Origin of the sequence: Parafilimonas sp. (assembly GCF_047606085.1) — a bacterium.
Classification (GTDB): Bacteria; Bacteroidota; Bacteroidia; order Chitinophagales; family Chitinophagaceae; genus Parafilimonas.
This window is the reverse complement of the sequence record NZ_JASGEX010000002.1, coordinates 1-18,101: the sequence shown is the minus strand read 5'-3', so window position 1 is coordinate 18,101 and position 18,101 is coordinate 1. Positions and strand designations below refer to the sequence as shown.

Sequence of the window (18,101 nt, the reverse complement as noted above, 5' to 3'; positions counted from 1 at the left end):
TGCTGATATGAAAAAAGTTTTGCTCTCGGGCGTTCTTATTTTTTCAGGCTTCCGGTTATATGCGCAGGCAACTCCGCCGGACTCGGTCTATCTGTTTTCATACGCTACCACCCGGGACCAGGGAAGAAGCGGCCTGCGCTTTGCATGGAGCACAGATAAGCAAAACTGGCGGCCTATAGGTGTGGATTTGGGATTTGTAAAATCAGATTACGGACGCTGGGGAAGCGAGAAAAGAATGATAGCCCCCTTCTTATTTCAGGGCCCAAACGGGCTGTGGCACTGCATCTGGAATTTAAGCCCCGATAACGGAGCTGTTGCTTACACCACTACCCGGGATATGCTGTCCTGGATGCCGCAGGCTTATTACATTACAGAAAATGATCTGAAAATTTTCACTCCCCCGCAAATAAAAGAAGAACGTAACAAACGACTGGGTATAATCGTATCAGGAACCTTCGAAACAGGTACGCTTAATAAAGTGCCCCGGAGCCTTGTGGAAGGAATGATCCAAAAAGAAAAGACAGATGCTTATCGGCATCAGCTTTGGAATGAAAACACAAAAGAGGACGCGATCCGCTTTGCATCGTTGAAACCCTTAACGGTCTCCCTGACTCCCCAGGTTACCGGTTCCAAAAAAATAAGCACCCTGTTAGTGGGCGCTTTCTTCGAAGATATTAATTATGCCGCCGATGGAGGGCTTTATGCAGAATTAGTGCAAAACAGGGACTTTGAGTATGCCCCTGCAGATAAAGAAGGAAGAGACAGCGGCTGGAACAGCAAAAAAGCGTGGCGTATATCCGGTAAAGGAATCGATTTTAAAATAGAGTCGCAGCGTCCCGTTCATCCCAATAATCAACATTATGCAGTTCTGAAAACAACCCGGCCCGGCGGAGCGCTTGTAAATGAGGGTTTTGAAGGCATAGCTGTTAAAGCCGGCGAAAATTATAATTTTTCCTTATGCGCAAGAATGCTTTCCGGCAACCGCGGCAAATTACTGATAAGGTTAGCAGATAAGAATGGAGCGCCTGTTGCAACAGGGGTTATTACCGGCATTACTAAAGACTGGAAAAATACAGGTGCTGTTTTAAACGTTACCAAAACGACTGATAATGCCCGCCTCGAAATAATTCCTCAATCCAATATGACCATCGCATTGGATATGATCTCCCTGTTCCCGCAAAAAACATTTAAAGGCCGGAAGAACGGGCTCCGGGCCGATCTTGCCGAAGCCATTGCTGAGCTGCATCCTAAATTTATCCGTTTTCCCGGGGGATGTGTGGCGCATGGAGACGGGATCGAAAACATCTATCACTGGAAAAATACAGTGGGACCGCTGGAAGCCAGGAAGCCACAGCGGAACCTGTGGGGATATCATCAAACAGCAGGTTTAGGCTATTTTGAATATTTCCAGTTCTGCGAGGATATTGGGGCGCTGCCTTTGCCAGTAGTGGCTGCCGGCGTTCCCTGTCAGAATTCAGGCAGTTATGGCCATCCGTTAGGCGGACAGCAGGGAGGCATTCCCCTGTCCGATATGAAAGCCTATATACAGGAAATACTCGATCTGATCGAGTGGGCTAACGGAAGTCCTGCCACCCAATGGGGGAAAGTACGTGCCGCCGCTGGACACCCCAAACCATTTAATTTAAAATATATTGGTATCGGTAATGAAGATCTTATTTCAACTGTTTTTGAAGAGCGGTTCGAAATGATATATAATGCTGTAAAAGCAAACCATCCTGAAATAACGGTTATCGGAACCGCCGGGCCATTTTTTGAAGGATCCGATTATAAAGAAGGGTGGCGTTTTGCCCGCAAACTTAATGTTCCGATGTTAGACGAGCACTACTATGTATCCCCTGCCTGGTTTATTTATAACCAGGATTTCTACGATAAGTATGACCGGTCGGGCCCGAAAGTTTATTTGGGTGAATATGCTGCTCATTTGCCCGGCAGACCTAATAACCTGGAGACGGCTTTGGCAGAAGCTATTCATTTAACTGCCCTGGAACGCAATGGCGATGTGGTGAGCATGTCTTCCTATGCACCGCTGCTGGCAAAGGAAGGGCACACACAATGGAACCCGGATATGATCTATTTTAACAACACTGCTGTAAAACCAACTACGGGCTATTACGTGCAGCAATTGTTCAGTAAAAATGCCGGCGATCAGTATATCCCGGCCAAAGCTGTTTATTCGGATAATAATGAAAAAGCAAATAGTCGTTTCGCCTGGTCAGTAGTCAAAAATGCAGATCATCTTTTTCTGAAACTGGTAAACCTGTTACCGGTAAGCACCAGTGTTGTGCCAGATCTTAAAGATTTTACGATTGATCGTTCCCCGATCATTAAAACAGTGCTGAGTGGAAATCCTGATAGTAAAAACATGGTGCCGGTTCAAACCACAGCCGATCCGGATGAGATTGAAAAACTGGTACTTCCCCCCTACTCTTCTACGGTGCTGAAGATAAAACTGCATGAACCGGTAAAGAAATAGAAAATATTTTACAGCGACTGCAGTATATCTTTTACAATGTCTATTGATAAGGGTTTGGGAACGTATGCTTTAACATGGGGATAAGATTTACTTCGGCTCCTGTCTTCCGGCTCGGCGGACGAACTGACAATATAGATTTGTATATGTTGCGTTGCTTCCTGCGGTATTTTAATAAACTCTTCCATAAACTCCCAGCCATTCAAAATGGGCAGGCCTATATCCAATAAAATTAAATCGGGAGCCGTTTTATTTTCTTTAATTACTTGCTTTAAAAAAGTAATGGCCTCAAAACCATTTTCTTTAAAAGTGATATCTAAATTTTCACCTGTTTTATCCAATAATTTTTTTGCAATTAGTCTAAAAATCGGATCATCATCAACAACCAAGATTCGTTTTGGATATGTCATTTTAAATTAAATTTATTAATGCCGCTCACTTTAGCCGACCATTTTCAAAAAGTAACCATTCCAAGAAATACAAGCGGTTTTTAGGAAAATATCCAAAACCTTTGATTTCTGGTTGAGGGCAAAAACATGGTGCAAACGTAACATTTATTGTTCAATAAAATTAACCCAAGTTGATTTGTTGGACATTTGAATAGTATACTCCTTATTAAGTTATTGTGTATAAACATGTTGCAACAGTATAAAAAGTTTATGATTTTTGTTAAATGTTTACCGGTCTGTATAAAATTAAATTACTGATGGTGGTATTTTTCGTTTTTTAAAATGGTACAGGCGCGGTATACCTGCTCTGCAAGAATCAGGCGGACCAACTGATGCGGAAATACAAGTTTTGATAAACACCATTGCATATTAGACCTGGTTAAGACGGTTTTATGGACCCCAAATGCACCTCCTATTAAAAAAACAATCTTTTTGATTGCGGCATTGGCACAGCTTTGTATCTGAACGGCCAGTGCCTCAGAAGTCAATTGCTGCCCCCTTTCGTCAAGTACGATTAAAAAATCATCTTTCTGCAGCCTGGCAAGAATGCTGTCCGCTTCCATTTTTTTGAGCTCATCGGCGCCGATTTTTCCGGCATTTTTAGGAGAAGGCACAATTTCCCAATCCAGCCCGAAATAATGGCTTATTCTTTTAGAAAAATCTTCGATACCCTGTTTTACATAAGGTTCATGGGGCTTGCCAATGGACCAGAATGCTATCTTCATTTACATAGAATTAATTTTATTAAAGCAGTTAAAAGAAAAGCGCTGTAAAACCATCAGCACTTTTCAACAGGACGAAGATACTTTTTTATTAGCAAGGGAAAAATTATGAATGGTGAAGGATGAAGGATGAATTTTCAACATGCTTCACCAATTATTTATTAATTTAGCCGCTTTATAAAAGCATTTTAATTATGCCAGAAGTTCAAAACAGGCAATTCCTCGATTTTGAAAAGCCCATTAAAGATTTATTGGACGAAATTGAGTCAGCCACCGATCGTCAAAAGAAAACGGATATCGATCTTTCAGCACAAATTGAACAGCTCGAAAAGAAAGTGACAGAAACCCGTAATACGATCACCCATAATTTAACCGATTGGCAGCGCGTGCAACTGAGCCGCCACCCGGACAGACCCTATACACATAAGTATATCGAATTGATGACCGAGAATTATGTGGAGTTGTATGGCGACCGCAATATAAAAGATGACAAAGCGATCGTGGGCGGGTTTGCTTCGCTTGACGGGCACACGGTAATGATCATCGGGCAGCAAAAGGGTTCTAATACCAAAAAGCGCCAGCTGCGCAATTTTGGCATGGCTAACCCCGAAGGTTACAGAAAAGCATTACGCCTGATGAAGCTGGCAGAAAAGTTTAACAAACCGGTTATTACGCTAATTGATACTCCCGGCGCTTACCCTGGCCTGGAAGCTGAAGAACGGGGACAAGGCGAAGCCATAGCCCGGAATATTTACGAAATGATGCGCCTGAGCGTACCTGTGATCTGTGTGGTAATTGGTGAAGGCGCCAGTGGCGGCGCTTTAGGTATTGGCGTAGGCGACAGGGTATATATGATGGAAAATACCTGGTATACGGTGATCTCTCCGGAGAACTGCAGCACGATTTTATGGCGCAGCTGGGATTATAAAATGAAAGCTGCAGAACAACTAAAACTCACTGCAACAAAAATGAAAGAGTTTGGCCTTATAGACGGAATTATTCCGGAACCCGATGGCGGCGCCCAATGGGACTATGCCCGGGCCGCTCAAAGTTTAAAGCAGCAGTTGATTGCAGGCCTCGCTGAAATAAAGGACATTGATCCGCAGAAACGTATTAATGCCCGTATTGCCAAATTCAGCAAAATGGGCTTCTGGGAAGAAGTATAAATTGGAGTTGGCGGTTTGACGGTGTCTATTTTTATTAACCGGCTTCACAGCTACTATCGTCGATCTTGTGTCACTCACTTCAATTGCTCAATAAACCCCAACAATAAATGTACGAATGTCAGATGTATGATGTACGCGTGCTGTCATCTGTTAACTATCATCAGTCATCATACATGTCAAAATCTCAAATTTCAAATCATAAATCATCCATTCTCTCATGTCTTTACAACAAAAACTTACCGGCACGGGTATCGCAATTGTAACACCCTTTACTCCTAACGGCGATTTCGACTGGCCGGCATTAGAAACATTAATCAACTTCTGGATTGAAAATAAAATAGAATATCTCACTGTAGCCGGCACTACGGGAGAAAGCGCTACCTTAACAAGGGAAGAAGAACAGGTGCTTTTCGATTTTGTAAAAGAAAAAGTGGCAGGGAGGACCGGTCTTGTTGCCGGTATTGGCGGTAACGATACCCGCGAAATACTTTCTGCATTTAAAACAATGAAGCTGGATGGTTATGATGCCATCCTTTCGGTATCGCCGTATTACAACAAACCCCGGCAGGAAGGCATTTACCAGCACTACAAAGCTATTAATGATGCCGCCCCACTGCCGGTAATTATGTACAATGTGCCCGGCAGAACCGGCATGAACGTAAACGCCGAAACTACTTTACGTATAGCTGAAACATGCAAAAACATCATCGCAACAAAAGAAGCCTCCGGGAATTTTGATCAGATCAACCAGATCGTTAAAAATAAACCTGCTGACTTTATGATGATCAGCGGGGATGATGCCATTACCTTACCTATGATGGCGCTGGGCGCCCAGGGGGTTATTTCAGTAATAGCCAATGCTTACCCTGGCGAATTTTCTGAAATGGTGCGCTTATGCCTTGCCGGTAAATTTGCCGAAGCATTGCCCTTGCATTTAAAATATACCGATGTGATCAATTCTATGTTCAGCGAAGGCAGCCCATCGGGTGTAAAGCAATACCTCAAAGAAATGGGGTTATGCACCACCGATTGCCGGCTTCCGGTAGTTCCGGTAAGCGAAAAACATGCAGCTTATATTAAGGACCTGATGAACAGCTTATAACAACAGAAGAATATTATTAAAAACTGCATCGTATTCAGGTACAGTTTTTTTATGCCCTTTGAGAAGCACAGCGATTTATTCATGTAAGCGATTATAAGACCCCGGGCTTTTCTATCCCTTTTCAAACATCTCCTTTAATTCGGTAGCATCGCCCGGTTTCATTTTACCTCCTAATATCAGCCGCACCTGCCTGCGCCGCAACGCGCCATTGTATAACGCTACCTCTTCTTCGGTTCCCGGTTCGAGGGGCGGAGCAGGGATAGGTTTGCTGTTTTCGTCAAGTGCCACAAATGTATAATATGCCGTATTACTCTGGTATTTGTGCTGGGTTACCAGATCTTCCCCCCATACATTTAAAAAAACCTCCATAGAAGAATTAAAAGCCCTGGTTACCCGTGCTTCAATATGAACAGCATTACCCAGCCTGATTGAATTCATAAAAGAAAGATTGTCAACTGACGCTGTAACCACAGGTGCATTACTGTGTTTTTGTGCAGAAAGCGCTGCTGCAATATCCATCCAGTACATCAATCTGCCTCCCATCAGATTGCCAAACACATTCGTATCGTTAGGAAGTACCAGTTCTGTCATGATCACTAAACTATCGGCAGGTTTTTTTTCCATATTAAAATTTTGGCAAAGGTAACGAGTTCAGGGTTCATGGTGCGTGGTTCAAGTTGCAGGTTTCAGAGGAAGGCCAAAGGCCTAAAGCGTAATGCTTAATGCCGGTTCACCCATTCATCATTACCTGTCGGCTCCGTATCAGCAGCGCTCTCCCTGCGGTGCCAATGACGTATCTGCGATATGCTAATGGCTAGTCGTCTTTTCGATGAGTTCCGCACAATGGAACGAAGAGAAATCTGCTGAAATGGAGAAGATTTCTCTTTCCGCTTCGCTGCGTTCGGAAAGGACGATCCTTTTTGTCATCACCGCATTGATTTTGCCTGCCTGCCGGTAGGTAGGCACCGCAAATCCTTGAGTCGAGATGACGGTACTGTTATTTGTTTACGCTATTCAAAATTTATCACCCATCGCTTACTCCATTTTTTCTTCAAGATGCGCCAGCTTACCGTCAGCAGTCATCCCTTCTATTACCACGCGAAAAGCATCTGTAACATCATTATTATTGAAAGTAAGTACTACATGTTTGGTCCTTGGGTCCACTATAATGTTTGGATTCCAGTAAAGCGTGGTACGTACATCCCTGTCGGCACCCGGCGGTATTTCTGTACTCAGGTATTTAGGTGAATAAAATTCCCGTATAGCAGTATATCCGTAAACTTTGCTGCTGGGTATGCCTTTGCTGGGATCGCGTTGCACATCATCCCCCCTGCGTGTGTAAATGGCGATAGCGCCATTCGCCCCGTTAAAACCGCCCATAAATGGAGGCCGGAAAGCTTTTATATAAGCTACATCATTGATATTAATACCGGACACCATATCTGCATCTGTCGGCATTTCATCTACATATAGCTGAGGAGCCCCGCCCCGCCAGCTCAATTGGGCACCGGAGCCCTGTCCTGTAATCTGGAGCCCGGCTACTTTTCCCTGCAAATAGCTGAAAATATCCCCTACTTTTCCGAAGGGATCATTAATTACATCAAATTGTATGGCATCTCCGCCGCTGAACAGCCCGGAAGCGTATTTTTCATCCATTTTTTCCACTACAGATTGGGCTTTGGCTTTTACCGTAACGGTCTCCAGTTCTTTATATTTACTTTTCTCCACATTATTGTTAAACTCGCCGGCCAGCAATAAATGTCGCCAGTTGCCTGTAGTATCGGGCCATAGCATATCCGAAAAACTGCTGCCAACCGGTGGTACCCGAAGCTTATTAGGCATGAACGACATCGTCAGACCTTTCAGGTTCTTATCCTGGAACTGGTAATATATCTGCGCCGTATCAAAAAGTATAATGGAAGGATCATTAAAACTGCCATCTCGTTTCAGTGGCATCAGCACAAATTTGTTATCTGCTTTTTTCTGAGTAAGGATCATCGTTGCAAAAGAATTATCGCCAATTGCACCGGGAACTGCTCCCTGCACCGTTCCCGAAAGGGTAAGGTAGGATGTATCTTTAGGGTAAAGTATAGCCGGCTGCTTTCCCGACACTACCTGTTGCCAGTTGATCCGGCGCCACCCGTTGGTAAGCATTACCAGGTCAAGCTGTTGCTGCTTCATATCAGAAGGTGCTGTAAAATAATAGGCCGGATTGTGCACTTTTCCTTTAAGATCGCTGGTAAGCATTAATGTTGATAAAATATTTTCACTGGTATCCGCATCAATGCTCAGATCTGTAACCGACACCGATAAGGAAGAAGCAATATTTTCAGGAACCGTTATTTTAATTTCATCACGGGCGCGGTAGCTTAATCCCCATCGCTGCACTTCCATCTCGGGTTTGAAAATATACGGTGCATTATTATCAATATAAGTAATACGTTCGGCAAGCGGCTGCCATCCTTTATCAAAAACAGTAATAGTTAAAATACCGTAAGGTAAATTAGCCGTAGGCACAATCCCTGCAATATCACCTTTTGCAGATTTTGCAATGTTAAAAACAGGGTGGTTAAACATGGTACCAACAACATATACGCTATCAAGTTTGGCAGAAAGATCTTCAGAAAGCATTACTTTAAAATCTCTGCGGCCTGCTGAAATGGCTACCTGCAATCCTGCACCCGTAGATTTTATATCCGGCAGGGATGTTGTATGCTCCACATTTTGCTCGTCTTTCCATTTGGCCGTATAGGTGGTACCCGGTTTGGGTTTTAATGAAATATACCCCATACCATCGTGCTGCACGCTCAGGCTATCAACCAGTTTACCATCACTTGCGGTAATCCTTCCTTTTATCTTTACCGGCCGGCCCCACTGATCCCTGGCTTTAAAAGCGATCTTCCCGTTTATGCCCGCAATAGCGTCTCCGCCTTCAGGGAAGAACTCAAGCACCGGTTTAATCGTTATTTTCCGGGGAGCCTTCAAAGAATCGCTGTTAAGAACATTGATCGCCTTGCGGTAAATAATCGAAGAATCAAAATTCAACATCCAGCTTGTATAGGCTTTTACGGCTATATATTGCCCTTTGTAACCTGCAGGAATATCAAACTGCCCGTTTGTCAGGCCATCCACTAACGGAGCGGTGGTATGTTGCAGTATGTTGCCCTTATCATCTATCCAGTCCACATAAAAGTTTTTACTTTCAGTTGCTGCCACCAGCTCTGTTAAAAGATATGCCTTAAACCAGATCGTTTCTCCTGGTACATAAGATGATTTATCATAATGAAGGTAAGCCCGTTCTTCGCTAAACCGGGCAGCATAATCCTCAAGCCTTGCAGTAATATCCTGGGCATTTGCAATACCCGATAAGATAAATGTGAAAATAAATATTAAAAAAGAGTGTGCTGAACCAGAGCCTGACAATTTATACTTCATCTGTTTTTATAATTTTGAACACTTCTTAAGATCGTGCGGCGATTCCGCGGTTTCCACTATCTGAACTGAAAATTAAACCTGTAAGTGCTTACAACAAAATGTTTGCAAATATTTACAGTAATTTTAGCAAAAAATTTTTATTATTTACCATTCACAACAATAACCTTTTCTTCAAAGTGATGGCCTCAGTTTTGCATAAAAGGGAATAGCAATCTTGCGCCTGGTTGAGTCCAGCACCAACTGCGCAGCCTGCCTGCCCATTTCTTCAAATCCGGTAGAAAAGGTTGAGATTCCCTGCAGGATTAATTTTTTCAGAGGGGTTTCGTTATAGCTGATCACCCCGATATCTTTTCCTATTTCCAGTTTTGAATCATTTATCTTCTCTATCAGGGTAACCAGATCGTCTTCCATCAAACTGATATATACGGTACCCGGCTGAAGCGTTTCTTTACGGATATCGTTCACCACAGCGCCCGAAAACGCGTATTCGTGGCAAAACTTTTTAAATCCTTTTGTAATCTCGTCAGGGAAATAAGTGTAAGAAGGCACCATTATTTTCAGCGCTTCGTATTTTTTCAGTCTTTCCAAAGCCTCTTCCAGGGCATTATAAATATCTTCTTCAAAATTCTCGTAAACGGCGCTAAACGCTCCCTCCACTCCCGGCACCAGTTTATCCAGTAATATTAACTTATCCTTGGGTATGGTATTTAATATTTCATAGGCATTTTCACCGCTTTCCAGGAAGTGGGCAATAATTACATAATGGGAATAGTGTTTGCCTGCATGGGTCAGCAATTTCTTAAAAAGATTAAAATCATTATTGTAAATATAAAAATCGATCACCGCATTTTCGCCCAGTGTTTTTACAAAAGAGTCGTAAATAATCTTTTTATGGGCGCTGAGCTTATTAAACAAAAGAAAAACCTTAATATCGTTTTTAACATCGGTATTTTTTACAAAATATCCCTTACCCGGCACAGAGCCCAGTATGCCCAGTTTTTTCAGGTATTTGTAAGATTTTTCAGCTGTATCCCTCGATATATCAAATTCAAAACTCATTTCATTAATAGAGGGCACCAGGTCTCCATGCTTTATTTTGCCAATTGAAATAGCTTTTACAAGGGATTGCGCTAATTGTAAATACTTCGGGGTTGAAGAAAGTACATCTAATTCCAGGTTTTTGAAAAAGTCTTTCATTATCAATATCCTTTTCTATGACCGGACAAATATAAACTATGATCTCCATTAAGGCGAAGTACTATCTTTGCAGCCATGTTAATACAGCCACACGACCATATTATTCCGTTTGGAGCATCGAAAAAAACCAAAAAGGAACAGGTAGCCGAAATGTTCGATAAAATTGCCGGAAAGTACGACTTTATGAACCGCTTTCTGTCTGCCAGAACGGATATACGCTGGCGAAAAAAAGCTATTAACGCTTTAAAAAAATACCAGCCCCAATACATCCTGGATATAGCTACAGGCACCGGAGATATGGCCATAAGAGCACATAAAACGCTACACCCCGAACATATTACCGGTATTGACATTTCTTCACAAATGCTGGCGGAAGGCAGGAAAAAAATCGAGAAATTGGGGCTTTCATCAAAAATAAGTCTTCAAAAAGGTGATTCTGAAAATCTGCCCTTCAGCGCAAACCGGTTCGATGTGGTAATGGCTGCATTTGGCGTGCGCAATTTTGAAAACCTGGAGAAGGGACTGACCGAAATGTACCGCGTTCTTAAAGATGGCGGCAGACTTTGTATTATCGAATTTTCGCGCCCTAAGCCGGGCTTTATCAAAAGCATTTACCAGGTATATATGAGCGTAGTAGCGCCGCAAATAGCGAAGGTTTTTAAACAGGATAAACAGGCTTATCAGTACCTCAACAGATCGGCTAATGCTTTTCCGGAGCGGAGTGATTTTACAGCCATACTGGAAAAAGCGGGCTTTAAAAACACCTCATATCAACCGCTTACTTTTGGTATGTGCTGCATTTATTATGGCAGTAAATAACTTACAAACCTAATTATTTGACCAGGCGCTCAAAAATAAGAGCAGTACCTGTTTGTTCCGAAGATTAAAACTACCCGAAGGAGTATCGTTCGCATCAATAAATATCCCAATTTTAGGCGAGTATCTGATTGTAGATAAAAAATTAATTTCAGGTTATGAAAAAGCCTGCATGCACTGGATATATCTCCTTTCAGTGTTGCCCCTTGCAGCACAGGACGGGAAAGAGAAGAATGCCCATGCAAATAACTGTGCTGTTAGCGAAACACTTACCATCCCCCAACTGATAGTAACCGCAAAAAAAATCGGCAGGTAGGACACTTCCTGTGCCGATAAGTTTTTTCGCAAAGCCATAGAGAAGGCGCTGATGCATAATGATTTTTATAGTGCGGGCAATGCATTTTATGAAATGGGCGAAATGTATTTTCTTCATAACAATCATAACAAGGCATTAGGAGGATTTATAAATGCCAAGAAATATTTTATAGAAAGTAAATCGGATAATGAAATAGCGCTTATAAATTTTAAGATAGGAAGAGACCGGGGGAACTATAAGTTATCAGGCATGCATCTTAGTTACGCCCTGCGGCTGGCAAAACAATTCCGGCTGAAAGATATGGAAGCAGACATCCTGGAATACATGGGTCTGTTATATCATGTTATGCCGAACCTGGCACTGCACAGTAATCAGACCTTAAGAAGAGCGCTTGAAATAAAACAACGGTTAAATGATAAAAAAGGAGCGCTGCGTATTCTTGAAAAATTAGCAGCAGTATATTATGATCAAAAAAAATTTGACAGCGCTTTATATTTCAACTCTAAGGCTATATTACTGGCAGAAGCGCTAAAATTATCATATGATGCAAACCTTTGCCGGCTTAGCCAGGTATCGTTTCTTTTACGATTGGGAAATATAACAAAAGCCAAAGAAACCCTTGATCTTATAAAAACGCATTTATCCGATACTGCTTATTTGAATATCACGATTCGCTATATGATACAAACCGGCAATTACAATATGACTGTTTTGGACACACTGTCGGCGCAAAAGAAATATAACGAAGCGCTGCAGGTGGCACAACGAACAGGTTTTCCGGAAATGTTCTCGCTTGTATATAAAAATATGAGCGATGCCTATTATCATCATAAAGATTATAAAAAAGCCTACCAGTACCAGGTGTTGTATACGGACAGGCTGACGGGTTTATTTTCCGAAAACAGCTTTACCACCTTAAAAGAACTGGAGTATATCTTAAAGGCGAACAGCACAGAAGACGAAGTGCGGATCTTAAATATTCAAAACGGGGCAAAAGAGCTTCAACTAAAGAATGAAAGAACGGTTAGGTTGATTTCGATGATAACCGCAGTGGGGGTTCTTTTTTCAGCCATTATCATTTTTACGCTTTACCGTAAGCAAAAGAGAAAAAGCCTTATCATCGAAAAAAAAGATGCTGAACTCAGGACATTGATGAAAGAAATGCACCACCGCGTCAAAAATAATCTCCAGGTTATTTCCAGCTTTCTTGATTTACAGGTATCGGCCATCGGCGAAGGGCTGGCAGCTGAAACGATTAAGGAAAGCCTCAACAGGGAGCAAACCATGGCGCTTATTCACCAGGATCTATACCAGGAAAGGAATACCCCAAAAACAGGAATGGAAGACTATGTCTGCAAACTGGTAAAAAACCTTTTTATATCTATAATGTAAAGAAAAACAGCATCCGCTTAAAAACAAGAATAGAGAAGATCACTTTAGACGCTGACACCATGATGCTGACAGGTTTGGTGCTTAATGAATTGATCAGCAATTCACTTAAACATGCATTTTGCAACAAAGAATCAGGGCTTTTAATGATAACGATGCAGCAAAACGAAAACGGGGAGGAACTGGTTTTAGAAGTGAAAGATAATGGAGTGGGGTTCCCGTCTGGCCTGTATTTGGATCGTTCCGGCAGGCTGGGATACAAACTGATAAAGGCTTTTGCGCATAAACTAAAAGCGGAGGTAGTGGTTCTTAATAATAATGGCACCTGCGTGCGGTTATACATCAAAAAGTACCAGGTTTGCTCATACTCATAAATCTTACATTATGGAAGATATCCGCGTGCTTATTGTAGAAGACGAACCTGTAATTGCAGAAAACATTGCCTGCTATCTGGATAATCACGATTTTAAGGTTTGTGGTATTGCTTATGACGCCGAAGAGGCGCTCCTTTTAACGGGGCCGCGCTGGTAGCTTCATTAGAAATAGCCATATCCAATTACGCACAATTTCAGAACCGGCATCAACAAGTGCCTGTTTTTGAAAAAATAAACAGGCATATTTTAAACCGGCTCAGCGAGCGGGAATTTGAAGTATTAAAGCTTATTTATACTGGTATGACCAATCAGCAAATTGCTGAAGCATTATACATCTCTGTTAATACAGTGAAAAAGCATATTAACAACGCTTACCTAAAATTGGATGTGCTTACCAGAACCACCGCTATTTCAAAGCTTCGTGAACTGATGATGAAATAAAGCCAAAGACCAGCTAAGGGCGCTGTTCCATTTATATTCCTATCGCTTAATCAGGTTAGTTCTACCAATACTATCCAAAAGGGTAGCCAGATAGCTTCTGCCCGGGAATATTTTTGAGAATGAACTTGTTTAAACTTCAATCAAAATGTTCTTTTTTGAATAAAACACAACGACTTAACGACACAAAGGTCTCACAACGTTCGTGCTTTCGCGGTGTCAACAGTACCGTTGGGGTTTCTTTCACGACCTGTTTGTGCAGATTTTCAAAAGGTTAAACCAGTTCGATATAAAATATTCAGATTACTTAAATTTTTTTTATGAAACATTTTTATCAGTTGTTCAGCGCCTTATGCATACTGGCATTTTTTACAAGTATGATACATGCCTGCCGCAAAAGCGCCAACACCTCGCCCGAAGAGCCCGGCAACCCGGGCGACAATACCAATATTGCAAATGCCGATTCCATTGCCAGCCATCTATTATTTTCAAATGCCACAAAACTAACCGGTACAATTCCAAAAGGTTCTACTGAAAGTTCGCTGAAAATTTCTTTTAAAGACACGCTTTATCTTATGGATAAAATAATGTTGCCCATAGAATTTTTGCACGAGGGCGCCACTAAAAATGTTGCAGGCGTTTATATGCAGGTGTACGTGGGAGGAAGCGGCGGTATATTTTACTATAACGTCCCCGAAGTGCCTGATGTGGCTACCAATGATTCGATATCCGTTGTGCTTATTGGCATTGACCTCGATGGCCTCATTGATACAAGCGGTGTGCCGCCTGCAGGTTCGGCGCCACCTTTTGAAATAGCCATTGCCCCCTACGATTCAAGTGGGCAGCCGCTGGATGAGATTACCGTGCCGGTTAATGCTTCATCGCCCGAAACAGACCCCACCGGCGGACAGTGCGGCCTCGTTACCAAAGAGGGGGAATATTGGGCGTGGCACATGTCATATATCGTTGATCCTGATGATCAACCCCGTGTCATCCGGTTTTTTAACAGCCCTAATAAATTATGGGGGTTGACCGGACAAATTATTGAAGGTTGCTGCACTGATGGCGTATCTTCTTATACAGCCAATTGTGCTGCAGAAAATAAGCGAAGCCTCTTTTTCCAGACTTTTTTAACTGGCCCAACGAAATCTATAAATTTTTTGAGGATGGCACTTATGCCGGGATGACAGAGTTTTTATCGGCCGATCCCGCACCCCGTGAAAGTGATTTTTGCGGCAGCAACCCTAGCGTGGTAGCTGAGGATTTCGACCGCAGCTTCCTGGAAGGCACCTGGACTGTTGACGCATCTTCTTTTCTTACTACCATAGGCACCTTAACGCCACAAGCGGGCAGCCTTGCGGCAAGACCGCTTGGCATTATACACCGGTTAACCTGCCGTGTTCTTATACTCTTTCCACAAAACCTGGAAGGCCCTCAACCTAAGTCGGTGATCATATACCGTAAGCAAGATTCCAGCGCACCGGACTGGGTTCCTATTTAATATCGCATTCAAATGAAATGCAGGTACCTTTTTCCGAAGATTGTATAAAAAGGCTGCCATTAATTTCGCCGGCCCGGTTTTTCATATTTACCAGCCCGTTACCGGTATATTCCCTGCCGGTATCAAAGCCGCCGCCATTATCCTTTATTGTTATCAGAAGTTTTTCATCTGTTATCTTCACATGAAAACTCAGTTGGCTGGCACCGCTGTATTTAACCGCATTATTAATAGCTTCTTTGCATATAAGATAAACAGTCCTCCGGCGTTCAAAACCAATGCCCGATCCGGGTAAAGATTGCGGTAAATTAAACTGCACTTTCATGCCTTTGATAGCGGCCATTTTGCGGGCATATTCTTCCAGCCGCTGCACTAATTTTTGCAGGGTATCTTTTTCGGGGCTTACCAGCCACACGATCTCATTGAGTTTTTGCACCATTTCTTCAGAAGATTGCTGCATAATGCTGAGCGAATGTTCCACACCCGTAATATTGGAAGCCCTTACCTGGTCCCTTGTAAAATGGCTGTACATAACCACGCCGCTTAATGTAGCCCCTACTTCATCGTGCAGCTCGCGGCTGATGCGCAGGCGCTCCTGCAGCAATGCCTGCTGGCTGGCAGCCCTGGCTTTCAATTGCCGGCGGTTATAGTATAAAGCAAGTATAATTACGGTGGCCAACACCGCTACAATGGCTAATATAAACCTGTTTTTCTGGCGGCTGTAATTGGCCTGCTGCAGCGCTTTTTCCTGCTGCTCTACCTGCAATTGCTGGTTGGCGCCGGATAAGGCGAGCTGTTGTTGTTGTAAATCGTTTCTGTTTTTAGTTAAAGTCAGCTCCTGTATCATCATCATCTGCCGCTGCCTGTCGGCTTCCAGGCGGGCAATTTCTATTGTTCTTTCCCTTTCTTTAAGCATCAGCGACCTGACCGTCAATTCGCCGCTTTGCCGGTCAATCTGCTGCCGCTGCAATAGTTTTTCGTTTTCAAGTAAAAGCAATTGTTTCTCTTTGTTTTCTGCTTCGTATTTAATATTTAAGTCTTGCAGGGTTTTATTTTTCTGCACATTAAAAATCTCGTCATATAGTTTTTTGGCTTTCGTCAGCGCATTGTATGCCTCCATATAGTTTCCCTGCTTTTGATAGACCTCCGACAGACCCATATACGCATTAGCTTTGAGTTCATTATTAGCGCCTGCCAACTGTATTATTTCGGTGTATGTCTTTTCTGCCAATGGCAGATTATTCAGTAATAAATAAATGCCTGCAAATTTTCTGCGAAAATTCAGACGGTTGCGTTCATTACCACTTTTCCGGTTTTCGATCGCAAATCCTTTTTGATAATACTCCAATGCAGCGGTGTAGTTTTTGTAATGGGCTTCAATATCGCCCAGCACACGGTAGCTCATACCAGGCAACCGGATTGTATCAGAGGCATAAGCAAGATGGATACTGCTGTCAACATATCTCTTTGCCAATTCATAGTTGCCCAAAATTTCATAGTGGCTGGCAATACTGGCATATACAAATATGAGGTAAGCCAAATCGTTTTCACGCTTACAGGCTACAATAGATTTTTTTGCCCAACCAATAGCTTTGTAAAGTTCATTGTTTGCGGCGCAAACTGTACCCAAATTATTATAGTAATTGGAAAGGTAGTAATATGACCCCAATTTTTCGCCAAGTACAATCGCTTTTGAATAGTATATGGCACTACTGTCATAACTGCTAATATGAAAATATATGCGGCCCATAGCCGCGTACAAATGCATAAACCGCTCTTTTTTTTCCCGTTTAGCACCCGACCACGCATCTATAATTGAAATAGCTTTTCGCCCGGCATGTAAGGCCGAATCATACATAGCAAACTCAATATAAATTTGGATAAGATTGCTATGAATTTTTAATAATAACTCATAATCAGTATTCGCTTGCGTGGCATAAAACCGGGCCAGCCTGCCGTAATAGAGTGCGCTGTCATTGTTTTTTGTAAACCAGCAAGTGGCAAGCATATTGCAGTTCATCGCAATTCCGGAGTAAAAGTCCATTTTCCGGCTAATAGCCAGACCCTGTCTGGCTATTATGATCGCCGAGTCGTTTTTTCCCCTTCTGATTAAACGTGCATATTGATAAAGGGTAATCGCTTTCTGCCGGGAGTTAGTTGTTGTGGAAATAATGTGGCGCAGGCTATCTTTATTAAAATCCTGGGCATAAATTACAGACTGTTTGGACGCCAATAAACAGGTTAAGAACAATAAAGTATACACACAGTATTTGCTCATAGTCAGGTGCCCAGATAATCTTTTTAGTCCGTAACGGCTAATAACCCACACTAATATAGCCATTTCCATGCTTATTTTACCATTAGCTCCAGGCAATCTTTTGCCGCATTGGCCACATCGCCGGCATCAGCCTTGCCCATTGCATCGGGATCGGGGAATTTCTTTTCTAAATTTTGCTGGTAACAGGTGCAATAGCCGACTAATTTCTGTTTCGTTGCCCCATCGGGTGTTTGACCGCTGGCAGACATAGTAGCAATAGCTTTCTCTTTACATTCACTGATCAATTTATCGCGTTGCGGTTGCTGCCATCCCGCGCTGCCACCGCAGGAAGCCAGTACTATTACAACTCCTAAGAATAAGATGTTTGTTTTTTTCATTTTTTTGTTTTTATTATGAATGATGAAGTTTACTGAAAATACGCTCGTTCATA

The 18,101-nt window shown here is 42.5% G+C and carries 18 protein-coding genes; 11 read left to right on the top strand and 7 right to left on the bottom strand.

Going from position 1 to position 18,101, the window contains the following annotated elements:
* The first annotated feature begins 7 nt into the window (after positions 1 to 7).
* The gene (locus tag QM629_RS00250) at positions 8 to 2,494 is read left to right on the top strand and encodes an alpha-L-arabinofuranosidase C-terminal domain-containing protein (RefSeq protein ID WP_415155982.1); all 2,487 of its coding nucleotides are present in this window, start codon (positions 8 to 10) and stop codon (positions 2,492 to 2,494) included.
* A gap of 8 nt (positions 2,495 to 2,502) precedes the next feature.
* On the opposite strand, the gene QM629_RS00245 is transcribed toward QM629_RS00250, so the two are convergent.
* Positions 2,503 to 2,901 carry a response regulator gene (locus QM629_RS00245; RefSeq protein ID WP_415155980.1) on the bottom strand — a complete coding sequence of 133 codons (399 nt, stop codon included), beginning with the start codon at positions 2,899 to 2,901 and terminating at the stop codon, positions 2,503 to 2,505.
* Positions 2,902 to 3,191: 290 nt separating this feature from the next.
* Positions 3,192 to 3,665: a 23S rRNA (pseudouridine(1915)-N(3))-methyltransferase RlmH gene (locus QM629_RS00240; RefSeq protein ID WP_415155978.1), complete on the bottom strand. Its 474-nt coding sequence runs from the start codon at positions 3,663 to 3,665 to the stop codon at positions 3,192 to 3,194.
* Positions 3,666 to 3,856: 191 nt separating this feature from the next.
* Between QM629_RS00240 and QM629_RS00235 the strand changes: the two genes are divergently transcribed.
* Together QM629_RS00235 and dapA are read left to right on the top strand one after the other, a co-directional pair.
* Entirely contained in the window at positions 3,857 to 4,828 is a 972-nt protein-coding gene (locus QM629_RS00235; protein WP_415155976.1) for an acetyl-CoA carboxylase carboxyltransferase subunit alpha, read from the top strand.
* Positions 4,829 to 5,045: 217 nt separating this feature from the next.
* Positions 5,046 to 5,930, top strand: coding sequence for a 4-hydroxy-tetrahydrodipicolinate synthase (dapA, locus tag QM629_RS00230; RefSeq protein WP_415155974.1), 885 nt, complete (start codon positions 5,046 to 5,048; stop codon positions 5,928 to 5,930).
* Between the two features lie 111 nt (positions 5,931 to 6,041).
* On the opposite strand, the gene QM629_RS00225 is transcribed toward dapA, so the two are convergent.
* From QM629_RS00225 to QM629_RS00215, 3 genes are all read right to left on the bottom strand, one after another.
* Positions 6,042 to 6,554, bottom strand: a complete 513-nt coding sequence (locus QM629_RS00225) for an acyl-CoA thioesterase (protein WP_415155972.1) — start codon at positions 6,552 to 6,554, stop codon at positions 6,042 to 6,044.
* Between the two features lie 411 nt (positions 6,555 to 6,965).
* Positions 6,966 to 9,365, bottom strand: coding sequence for a hypothetical protein (locus QM629_RS00220; RefSeq protein ID WP_415155970.1), 2,400 nt, complete (start codon positions 9,363 to 9,365; stop codon positions 6,966 to 6,968).
* Positions 9,366 to 9,536: 171 nt separating this feature from the next.
* Positions 9,537 to 10,562: a GntR family transcriptional regulator gene (locus QM629_RS00215; RefSeq protein WP_415155968.1), complete on the bottom strand. Its 1,026-nt coding sequence runs from the start codon at positions 10,560 to 10,562 to the stop codon at positions 9,537 to 9,539.
* Positions 10,563 to 10,637: 75 nt separating this feature from the next.
* Here QM629_RS00215 and ubiE point away from each other — a divergent pair, with 75 nt between their 5' ends.
* The 8 genes from ubiE to QM629_RS00175 all read left to right on the top strand — a co-directional run bounded on the left by ubiE (position 10,638) and on the right by QM629_RS00175 (position 15,396).
* Positions 10,638 to 11,381, top strand: coding sequence for a bifunctional demethylmenaquinone methyltransferase/2-methoxy-6-polyprenyl-1,4-benzoquinol methylase UbiE (gene ubiE / locus QM629_RS00210; protein ID WP_415155966.1), 744 nt, complete (start codon positions 10,638 to 10,640; stop codon positions 11,379 to 11,381).
* Positions 11,382 to 11,433: 52 nt separating this feature from the next.
* Positions 11,434 to 11,694 carry a hypothetical protein gene (locus QM629_RS00205; RefSeq protein ID WP_415155964.1) on the top strand — a complete coding sequence of 87 codons (261 nt, stop codon included), beginning with the start codon at positions 11,434 to 11,436 and terminating at the stop codon, positions 11,692 to 11,694.
* A gap of 51 nt (positions 11,695 to 11,745) precedes the next feature.
* Positions 11,746 to 13,086, top strand: coding sequence for a histidine kinase dimerization/phosphoacceptor domain -containing protein (locus QM629_RS00200; protein ID WP_415155962.1), 1,341 nt, complete (start codon positions 11,746 to 11,748; stop codon positions 13,084 to 13,086).
* Positions 13,002 to 13,457, top strand: coding sequence for a sensor histidine kinase (locus tag QM629_RS00195; protein ID WP_415156075.1), 456 nt, complete (start codon positions 13,002 to 13,004; stop codon positions 13,455 to 13,457). The genes QM629_RS00200 and QM629_RS00195 overlap by 85 nt, the downstream gene beginning before the upstream one ends.
* Before the next feature lie 10 nt (positions 13,458 to 13,467).
* Positions 13,468 to 13,614, top strand: a complete 147-nt coding sequence (locus tag QM629_RS00190; RefSeq protein WP_415155960.1) for a hypothetical protein — start codon at positions 13,468 to 13,470, stop codon at positions 13,612 to 13,614.
* 56 nt (positions 13,615 to 13,670) lie between these two features.
* A complete protein-coding gene (locus tag QM629_RS00185) occupies positions 13,671 to 13,898 on the top strand; it encodes a response regulator transcription factor (protein ID WP_415155958.1) in 228 nt (75 codons plus the stop codon).
* Between the two features lie 317 nt (positions 13,899 to 14,215).
* Positions 14,216 to 15,082, top strand: coding sequence for a hypothetical protein (locus QM629_RS00180; protein ID WP_415155956.1), 867 nt, complete (start codon positions 14,216 to 14,218; stop codon positions 15,080 to 15,082).
* Positions 15,079 to 15,396 carry a hypothetical protein gene (locus QM629_RS00175; protein ID WP_415155954.1) on the top strand — a complete coding sequence of 106 codons (318 nt, stop codon included), beginning with the start codon at positions 15,079 to 15,081 and terminating at the stop codon, positions 15,394 to 15,396. Before QM629_RS00180 ends, QM629_RS00175 begins: the two co-directional genes overlap by 4 nt.
* On the opposite strand, the gene QM629_RS00170 is transcribed toward QM629_RS00175, so the two are convergent.
* Together QM629_RS00170 and QM629_RS00165 are read right to left on the bottom strand one after the other, a co-directional pair.
* Entirely contained in the window at positions 15,389 to 17,437 is a 2,049-nt protein-coding gene (locus tag QM629_RS00170) for an ATP-binding protein (RefSeq protein WP_415155952.1), read from the bottom strand. The two genes, QM629_RS00175 and QM629_RS00170, sit on opposite strands and share 8 nt — an antisense overlap.
* A 305-nt stretch (positions 17,438 to 17,742) precedes the next feature.
* Entirely contained in the window at positions 17,743 to 18,048 is a 306-nt protein-coding gene (locus QM629_RS00165) for a hypothetical protein (RefSeq protein WP_415155950.1), read from the bottom strand.
* Positions 18,049 to 18,101: the final 53 nt, after the last annotated feature.